This is a genomic window from Phenylobacterium aquaticum (assembly GCF_947378715.1).
GTDB classification, from domain to species: domain Bacteria; phylum Pseudomonadota; class Alphaproteobacteria; order Caulobacterales; family Caulobacteraceae; genus Phenylobacterium; species Phenylobacterium aquaticum_A.
Map to the genome: position 1 here is coordinate 1 of NZ_CANCLE010000242.1, position 3,941 is coordinate 3,941.

The 3,941-nt window shown below is 70.4% G+C and carries 3 protein-coding genes; 1 reads left to right on the forward strand and 2 read right to left on the reverse strand.

The features are described from left to right. Window positions 1–1,343, forward strand: a 1,343-nt coding sequence (locus Q7P21_RS19770) for a hypothetical protein (RefSeq protein ID WP_304180017.1), incomplete at its 5' end; no start/stop codon positions are given. A 17-nt stretch (window positions 1,344–1,360) separates the two neighbouring features. Here Q7P21_RS19770 and Q7P21_RS19775 read toward each other — a convergent pair. Further along, complete coding sequence (locus tag Q7P21_RS19775) at window positions 1,361–2,341, reverse strand: NADPH:quinone oxidoreductase family protein (RefSeq protein WP_304180019.1); 981 nt, start codon at window positions 2,339–2,341, stop codon at window positions 1,361–1,363. A gap of 4 nt (window positions 2,342–2,345) precedes the next feature. After that, a partial coding sequence (locus Q7P21_RS19780) for an NAD(P)/FAD-dependent oxidoreductase (protein ID WP_304180021.1) occupies window positions 2,346–3,941 on the reverse strand: 1,596 nt, incomplete at its 5' end.

A 3,941-nucleotide genomic window follows, 5' to 3' on the forward strand; every position in this document is an offset into this window, starting at 1 on the left:
TCTCGCGCCCCGACGGGGCGAGCTTCTGGCGGCAGGTCTATCTGGATTCCAACGGCCCGGCCTTCTACCTGATCGAGCGGCTGTGGAGCGGGCTGGCCGGGCGGTCGGACCTGGCCCTGCGGATCCCGACGCTGTTGGCGGTGTGGGCGGCGGGGGCGCTGCCCTTGTTCGTCCCGCTGAAAGGCCTGTCGCGAACGGCGCGGATGACCTGGGCCGTGCTGATCTTCGCCTGGTGGGGCGTGGGCTATTTCCTGGACGCGCGTTGCTACGGCCTCTTGCTGGCGGTGGCGACGGGGCAGTGCCTGGCCTTCGGTCGGGTGATGGAGGCGCCGAGCCTGCGCCGCGCCCTGATCTGGATGACACTGGGCGCGCTGGGCGTGCTGCTGCACTACTACATGCTGTTCGTCGTCCTGGCCCAGGGACTGATCTATCTCGGCCGCCATCGTTGGGCGGCGGTGCGGACCTGGCCGGCGGTGCTGGTGTTCGCGCCGGTGGCGACCTGGATGCTGCGGCACGCGCCGCGCCTGGCCGACTATTCCAGGCTGGCCTCGGTCTGGCATCCGCCGGTGGATGCGCGTCGCGCGCTCGACCTGACCGCCTTCGTGATCGGTCCGAGCCAGCCCCTGATGCTGGCGGTGGTGGCAGTGATCCTGATCGCCGGCCTGCTGGTCGGGCGGCTGAGGCCCGGCGCCTCGCCCGACGAGGATGGGACGCCGGTCGCGGCCCTGACCCTGACCGCCGCGGCCGGCGTCGCGGCCTTCGCCCTGATGCTGGTGTTCGGGGTGTTCGGCTCCGGCCTGTCGCCGCGCTACATGATCCCGCTGGCGCCCTCGCTGCTGCTGGGGGTGGTGCTGATCGCCCGCGCGGGCCCTAGCGCGCGCCTGGTCTATCTGGCCCTGATCATCGTCTATCTGGGCACTGAGATCCGTCCGGCGCTGGACGCCCTGTCCGGGCCGCGCCGGCTGCCGCGCTATGAGTTCGAGACCGGCTCGGCCTTCCTGGTGGCGCACGGCGCGCGCGAGGTGGTGTTCGTCTGGGACCACGAGCTGGCCCCGATCATGGATGCGGCGACCTTGAGCCAGGTGGGCGGGGCCTTCTTCGATCGCGCCCGCCAGCCGGTGACGATCCGGCCCCTGGTGGTTCCGCCGGACCAGGACGCCAACCGGGTGATCCTGGACGCCGCGCAAGGCGAGCGGCCGGGTCTGATCTGGATGTTCAACCGCGAGGGCCACACGGCGGCCCACCGGTTCGCGCCGGCGATCACCAAGCGCGATCCGCGCTGGGTTTGCGACGAACAGGGAGATGGCGTGGCGGGCGCGCTGGCCTGCTACCGGCGGCCCTAGGGGAGCAACTCGGGGGGTTAGGCGATCTCCAGCACTGTCTTGCCCATGCCTGCGCCGGACAGCGCGAACTCCAGGGCCTGGGCGGCTTCCGCGAGGGGGAAGGTGCGGCCGACCGGCGGGGTGAGGCGGCCCTCGGCGACCCAGCCCAGGAGTTCGGCGAGCTCGGCCGCGGCCTTGGCCGGTTCGAACAGCGGGAACTGGCGGACATCGACGCCGACCAGGGCCGCGCCCTTCATGATCGACAGGTTTGAGGGCAGGGCGGGAATGCCCTTGCCGCCCGCGAAGCCGACCACCAGATGGCGACCGCCCCAGGCCAGCGAGCGGAACCCGGCCTCGAACAGCGGGCCGCAGACGGGATCGAAGATCACGTCGACGCCCTTGCCCTCGGTCAGGGTCTTCAGCCGGTCGCGCCAGCCTTCGGGCTCTACATCGATGGAGGCTCGGGCGCCAAGGCCTTCCGCGAAGGCGCGCTTCTCCGGGCTGGACCCGGCGGCGATGACCCGCGCCCCGAGGGCCAGGCCCACCTGCACCGCCGCCGCCCCGACCCCGCCGGCCGCGCCGAACACCAGCAGGCGCTCACCCGGCTGGACCGCCGCGCGGTCACGCAGGCCGTGCAGGGCGGTCAGGTAATTGACCCGGAAGCCGGCCGCCTGGGCGAAACTCATGGCGTCGGGAATGCGCAGGGCGCCGGCCGCTGGGCCGACCGCGAGCTCGGCGAAGCCGCCGGTGCGGACGGCGGCCATGACGCGGTCGCCGACCGCCAGGCCGGAGACGCCGGGACCCAGGGCCTCGACCGTCCCGCCGACCTCATTGCCCGGCACATGGGGGACCGACGGCTTGACCTGATAGCGGCCAAGCGAGACCAGGGCGTCGACATAGCCGACCCCGCAGGCGGCGACCCGCACCCGGATCTCGCCGGGGCCCGGCTCCGGCGGCGGCAGGTCCACCGACCGGTAGCTGTCGATGGACTCAAGCGTCTCGGCCTGGAATGCCCGCATGGGATCAGGCCGCCGGGCGCAGCTTGAAGCCCATATAGCCGTTGGCGGCCACCGCGTCGCAGAGGGTGCGATAGGCGCCGACGCCGCCGATATAGGGCATGAACACCCGGGGCTTTCCGGGGACATTGGCGCCCAGATACCAGCTGTTGGCGACGGGATAGAGGGTGTGGTTGGCCGCCTCGTTGACGTGGTCGACCCAGGCGTTCTGGCTGTCGGCGGTGGGCTCGATGGTGGCCAGGCCATTGAGGGTCATGAAGCCCATCAGGTCGGCCAGCCAGTCCACATGCTGCTCGATCGAGACGATCATGTTGGACAGCACCGAGGGGCTGCCCGGGCCGGTGACGGTGAACAGGTTGGGGAAGCCCGCGACCATCAGGCCCAGATAGCTCTTGGGGCCTTCGGACCAGGCGTCGGTCAGGGCCGCGCCGCCCCGGCCCTGGATATCGATCCGCGACAGGGCGCCGGTCATGGCGTCGAAGCCGATGGCGAAGACGATGACATCGACGGCGTAGTCGCCTTCGGCGGTCTTCACCCCGGTGGCCGTGATGGTGTCGAGCGGGGCCTCGCGCAGGTCGATCAACTCGACGTTGGGCTGGTTGAACACCTCATAATAGCCGGTGTCGACGCAGAGCCGCTTGGTGCCGAAGGGGTAGTCCTTGGGCGTCAGTCGGTCGGCGACCGCCGGGTCCTTGACGATCTCGCGGATCTTGGAGGCGGCGAAGTCGGCGGCCATGCCATTGGCCACGGGATCGACGGCCAGGTCGGCGAAGGCCGCCTGGACGGAGAAACCGCCCTGGGCCCAGCGTTCCTCGAACACCTGGCGGCGCTCATTATCGCCGACCTGGGTGGCCAGTTCCTCACGGTGGTTGGAGAACAGGAAGCCGGCCGAGGACATGCGCTGCAGCTGGCGGTTTTCGTCGCGGTTGGCGAGCCAGGCCTCGGCGACGATGGGCGAGATCGGGCCGTTGTGGGCCGGCACGCTGTAATTGGGCGTGCGCTGGAAGACGTAGACCTGGGCGGCCTGCTTGGCGATCTGGGGGATCGACTGGATGGCCGAGGACCCGGTGCCGATCACCGCCACCCGCTTGCCGGTGAGATCGACGCCCTCATGGGGCCAGCGACCGGTGTGATAGGTCGCGCCCTTGAAGGTCTCCTGGCCCTTGAAGTTGGGCTCATTGGGGACCGACAGGCAGCCGGTGGCGGCGATGCAGAACTTGGCGTCGAGGGTCTCGCCGTCGTCGGTGGCCAGCGCCCAGCGGCCCTTGGTCTCGTCGAAGTGGGCGGAGGCGATGCGGGTGTTGAACTGGATGTCGGGGCGCAGGTCGAAGCGGTCGGCGACGTGGTTCAGATAGCGCAGGATCTCGGGCTGGGCGGCGTAGCGCTCGCTCCACTTCCACTCGCGCTCCAACTCCTCCGAGAAGGAGTAGGAATATTCCTGGCTCTCGATGTCGACCCGGGCGCCGGGATAGCGGTTCCAGAACCAGGTGCCGCCGATGTCCGACCCCGCCTCATAGACCCGAGCCTTGAGCCCCAGGCCGCGCAGGCGGTGCAGCATGTACATGCCGGAAATGCCGGCGCCGATGATCACGGCGTCGAGGCT